Origin of the sequence: Frankia sp. KB5 (assembly GCF_002099325.1) — a bacterium.
Taxonomy (GTDB): Bacteria; Actinomycetota; Actinomycetes; order Frankiales; family Frankiaceae; genus Frankia; species Frankia casuarinae.
The window spans coordinates 1-4,924 of the sequence record NZ_MRUJ01000337.1 but is presented as its reverse complement, the minus strand read 5'-3'; the positions used below and the strand labels follow the sequence as shown (position 1 = coordinate 4,924).

Annotated in this window: 5 protein-coding genes and 1 pseudogene; all 6 read right to left on the bottom strand. The window is 69.1% G+C overall.

The window, feature by feature from the left end:
- The coding region (locus tag KBI5_RS23905; RefSeq protein WP_133057147.1) for a hypothetical protein at nucleotides 1-538 on the bottom strand (538 nt) is incomplete at its 3' end.
- Between the two features lie 618 nt (nucleotides 539-1,156).
- On the bottom strand, nucleotides 1,157-1,480 hold the full coding sequence (locus tag KBI5_RS23900) for a MazG-like family protein (RefSeq protein ID WP_085016552.1): 324 nt from the start codon (nucleotides 1,478-1,480) through the stop codon (nucleotides 1,157-1,159).
- A gap of 112 nt (nucleotides 1,481-1,592) precedes the next feature.
- Nucleotides 1,593-1,889 (bottom strand): hypothetical protein, encoded by a 297-nt coding sequence (locus tag KBI5_RS23895; protein WP_133057146.1) that lies wholly within the window; start codon nucleotides 1,887-1,889, stop codon nucleotides 1,593-1,595.
- A complete protein-coding gene (locus KBI5_RS23890; RefSeq protein WP_241883154.1) occupies nucleotides 1,886-3,154 on the bottom strand; it encodes an MFS transporter in 1,269 nt (422 codons plus the stop codon). Before KBI5_RS23890 ends, KBI5_RS23895 begins: the two co-directional genes overlap by 4 nt.
- Nucleotides 3,155-3,231: 77 nt before the next feature.
- Nucleotides 3,232-4,158, bottom strand: a complete 927-nt coding sequence (locus KBI5_RS23885; protein ID WP_085016549.1) for a thiopeptide-type bacteriocin biosynthesis protein — start codon at nucleotides 4,156-4,158, stop codon at nucleotides 3,232-3,234.
- A 50-nt stretch (nucleotides 4,159-4,208) separates the two neighbouring features.
- Nucleotides 4,209-4,703: pseudogene (locus KBI5_RS23880) on the bottom strand (SAM-dependent methyltransferase); the annotation flags it as partial.
- Between the last annotated feature and the right edge of the window lie 221 nt (nucleotides 4,704-4,924).

Genomic DNA, 4,924 nt, shown 5'->3' with positions numbered 1-4,924 from the left:
AAATACCGGCAATAAATGAAGTGGAATCACGCTCCACTAGCTGCGAACGTGATCGGTACCAGTCAAGGACTGGGAATTCGTCGGTGATCGATGCGGCCACCGCCCGCCCGTGCGCGGTGAGGAAGAAATCGACCTGCTGAATTCGCCGACGGCTCAGGACGGGCTGTCGTACGACCAGTCCTTCGGACACGAGGATGGACAGGGCCATATCCAAGGGCTCATAGGCGCCGAACTTGTACCGCAGCATAGGAATCTTGCGAAGCTCAGGTTCTTCTGAGTCCAGAATCTGCGCCGCGAGATCCAGCAGCACGTCCTCGCCGCTCTCGTCGAAATCGTTCAGCAGCTCATAGGCAAGATAGTCGGGGTATCGAAGCCAGAAATCCAGCTTCTGGAGCCGCGCCTCGCCCTGAACGACGGCGACCAGGTCGTCGTGAGCCTGCCCGGTCGAGGTGGGGAGCGGCGAGCCCGCCGCATCGATGAGCAGGAGGATACGGACAGCATCGAAAAACGGATCACCCACACCCGCCGTCGCGACCACGCCTCTCACGGTAGCCTTTGGGCGCGTACATGCCTAGATCATGGCTCCCAGAAGGCGCTCGAACCGCACCGGCAATCGGGGGAGTGCCGAAGCCTTGGCCCGGAGGCTCGACTGGCACGGCGTGTCACGTGGAGCGGCGGGTTCGCGGCCGACCAGAGCGCTTCCATGCCTCGTCTCCTCTGACATGCCGTAGCCCGAGCGCGGAACGCGCACCGGACGCGTTGTCGCTGTCAGCGCGCGATGCGTCGCCACGTTCGCAGCAGTACGCCGAGGGCCGCAGGGAACAGCAGCAGGCTGGCGCCGAGGAGCGCCACGCGTCCAGCAGCACCGCCGCGCAGAAGAGAGCGGCCCGGTCATGACGCCGAGGAGACGGTCGCAGGCGCCGCGGACGGCCGGCGCGTGGCGCCGAGGCCGGCGTTCCCGGCTGATCGTGAACGTCATCGCGATGCCCCACCGCCCCGGGAGCAGGTGACCACGCCGAAGGGGTGACCGGTAGGGGCGAGCAGCGGCAGCCGAGAACGGTGCGGTGCTCGCCGGCTTGGAGTCGATCGACGAGATCTCCGCTTTTGTCCTCCACCAGCCAGCATCGACGGTGGCAGGGCGAGACGTTCCGTCGAATTATTCGCTCGATGTCCGGTTTGACTCTCGGGTGCGGACGAGGACGCCCTCGGCGGTGCGTTCGTAGGTGCGTCCAACGTTCTTGTCGAGTTTGTGTTCGACCTCGGTGTCGAGGTCGATGCCGTTCATTTCGGCGAGCGCCATGAGGTAGATGGCGACGTCTGCCAGTTCTTCGCCGAGGTCGGGGAGGCGTTTACGCCAGGCGGTGAACGCTTCACCGATCTCGGCGGTGAGCAGTCCAAACTCCAGCGTCGTGTCGGTGGTGTTGAATCCCTTGTCAATCTTGTTGGCCCAGGCGCGTTTCTGGGCCTCTCGGATCTCCAAGGTGTCCTCCGTGGGTCGTAACGGACACGGCAGTTTATCCCTTACCGACCGGACTTGGGTCGCCGGCCGCGCCCGCCGGCAGCGGTCCGTATTTGGTGTTGTTGTGTTGATGTCAAGATGGATGACCGGTGTGTTCGGCGAGTCGGGCGAAGACCTCTCGGTAGGCGTGGAGGACGGCTTCGATGGTCGCGGCCAGGGGTGCGACGGTGTCGCGGGCGAGCAGTCGGCTGCGCATGGTGTCGGTCGAACCGGTGAGATGGACGAAGACGCCGTGGCGGGCGGTGACGGTGGTGGCGAGTTCGAGGACGRTGGCCCAGCTGATCCGGGAGGGGCCGCGGAACAGTGGGCCGTTGACGAGTTCGGACAGCAAGCAGCACCGCGGCAACGGCGACCGCCCAGCCCTGCTCACGACCGCACCCACGGGTGGGACCACCTGCGCCCACGGGGAGCCTGTGGTACTCCCGGGAGATTCGTGCCGGTGGTTTCGGCTTGCGTGGACGTCGTCTGGTACCGCAGCAGCGCGGCGCTGGCCGCGCAGGCGAGCCCTGCGATGAGCAGCGTGGCTCTGACGCTGATGAGAGCGGCCAGGCCGCCGCCGGCGAGGACGAACAGGGGCTGAACGGTCTTGGCGCTGATCCTCCAGGCGGTGCGTACGCGGGCCAGGTAGGCGTCGGCCGTGACCTCCATGCGGTAGGTCGCGAACACCGGGTTGAACACTCCTGCCGAGGTCAGAACGGCCGTGTCCGCAATCATGATGACCGCCAGCCCAGCCAGGCCGTGGGGGGCGACCGGGTACAGCAGCAGCCAGGGCGCGCGCGCCGCGCCGGCGACGAGTAGCACACGTCGCTGCCCGAACCTGCGCACGAGAACGGGCGCGAGCCGGGAGCCGGCGATCCCGCCGAGGCACGGCAGGCCCAGGGACAGCCCATAAGCAGCCGCGGGCAGCCGGAGCTCGTCGAGGATGAGGACCGCGAGCAGCGGAAACGTCATGATCACAGGTCCGCCGAACAGCATCGCGTTGAGGAACAGGGGCCGTAGTCCGGGGTGGGCGAAGATGTAGCGCCATCCCTGTCGGATGCCAGAGTCGGCCGAGCGTTCCGGTGGTGACGGCTCCTGTGTGTGGATGCGCCGGACGCCGACGGCGGAGCCGAGGTAGGACGCGGCGTCGACGGCCATCGTCGCGGTGGCCCCGAGGCCGCCGATCAGCAGCCCGCCGGCCGGCGGCCCGGCCGTACTGGAGATCCAGTCGACGGTCTCGAACCAGCTGTTCGTCGCGAGACGCCCCGCCGGATCGGTCATTGCTTTCAAGTGCGCCCCGCTGGCGGCGCCGAAGGCGATCGACGCGGTCGTGCAGATGGCCCCGACCGTGACCAGTTGCGGGAAAGTGAGGAGACCCAGCGCGGCAGCAGCCGGCACGCTTGCAAGCGCGGCGCAGCGCACCAGATCCGCCACGATCATCACCGGTCGCTTGCGGCGGTGCTCGATGCCGGCGCCCAACGGCAGCAGAACCGCCGCGGCGGCAAGCCCGGCCAGGCCAGATAGCAGCGACACCTCGAACGCGGATGCATGCAGGGCGAGCACGGCGACGATCGGCAGCGCCCCGGACCCGACGCCGCTGCCCGCCGCACTCACGGCATACGCGAAGAGCAGGTTGCGGCGATCACGGTCCGGCACCGCTGAACCATGCGGCAGGGCGTAGGCCGGCGTCTCCCGGGCGGAACGCGAACTCCTGGTCCACACGGTGGAGGCCCTCATGGGGAGTAGAGGTGTGTTGCCGCGTGGGCGAGGACGGCCTGGGTGGTGGCGGGCATCCCGAGGCGGTTCCATTGGGCACTGACGAGGGTGGCCAGGACATCGACGAGCCTGCGGGTCAGCAGGCCGTTGTCGGCGGCGTCGGCGAGCCGTTTGCCTGCGGCGGCGCAGCCGTCCGTCCACGCTGCGGCGGACGCCGCCGCCAGGTCGAGGGCTGGGTCGGTCAGGGACGCGAGCAGTTCCGCGCCGAGCCGGCGGGCGCCGGCCGGGTCGAGGTTGGGATGGGTCGCGGCGAGGCGGGTGTAGACGTCGCCGCGGGCGGCCCAGGCGAGTCCGGCGGCGACCATCAGGGTGTCCAGGACGGCGACGGACAGCTCGCGGCGGCCGAGCGGCGGATCGGTCCGGCGGGCGTAGCCGAGGACGGCTCGGCTCTCAACGACGAAGAGATCCTGGGCGATGGCGGCGCCGGTGAGCCCRCCGAAGGGCTGCGGGTCCAGGGTGTAGGGCTCCGGAACAGTCGCGGCGACGGTTCCGGTCCGTCCCAACCGGCGGATCGCCTGGCCGGCGGCGGCGAGGTCGGGATTGTGCAGGTAGATCCACCAGGCACGAGGCTCTCGCCGAAACCACCAGCCCACCGACCGCCGGCCCGCGCACAGCGTGTCGAGCACCGGGGCCACGATGGTCGCCATCGTCGTCTCGGCCTGCGCCCGGTCGGCGAAGACGACGCGGACGGTGTACCAGCGGCCCGCGGATCGCGTCTCGACCGCCCTTTTGCCGCCTGCGTGGTAAGTCGCGAGGGCGGCTTGCAGATCCGCGGCTGACAGACCGGTTCGGGCGGCGACCTCGGGGAGAGCCTCTCCCGCGAGGACGGCCCGCACCGCGTCCGCGACCTGGCCGACAGACGCCGCCGGTTTCGCCGTTGTCATCTGTCATCCCCTGTGGGCACGCCTGGAACCGGACGCAGTTCGGATGGGGCTTACGGCTTGCGGGCGATGGCCGCGTAGCAGGACACATCCGCGTCCGTTGGATCACCGGCGGTGTTGGTGGCGTCGGGGTGCCAGCGGTGTGCGACGACGACCCCGGGATCGACCAGATCAAGGCCCGTGAAGAATCGCTCGACCTCGGCTCGGCTGCGGGCCTGGGCGGGGATACCGCGGTCCCGGTAGATGGCAGCGGCCCGGTCCGCCTCGGCAGGCGCGAAGTCGGCGGTGGCGTGCGTGAGCGCCAGAAAGCTACCAGCGGGTAGTGCGTCTAGTAGCGTCTTTACGATGCCGTAGGGGTCGTGGTCATCGGGCAGGAAGTGCAGGATCGCGATCAGTGACAGCCCGACCGGCCGGCTCAGGTCCACAGTGGCGCGTACCTCCGCCGAGCCGACGATCTTCTCCGGGTCCCGCAGGTCGGCATCGAGGTAGGCGGTGGCGCCTTCCGGACTGCTGGTCAGCAGGGTACGGGCATGCGTCAGGACGATGGGTACCACCCCTTGGTCACACATGGCAAGTGGTACATGTATGTCGGCCGTGAGCGCCGATGGGCGCATGGCGGTGTTCTGGGCGTGTAGGCGACGGCGGTCCCCTGCTCGGGAGATCAGGCGGCGGGTGGTCGCCGGACGAGCACGCCCGCGATGAGGGCGGCGACGGCTGGCGGGACGGGCGGGGCCTCGGCGAGCGTTTCGGCCATCCAGCGCGCTACCGC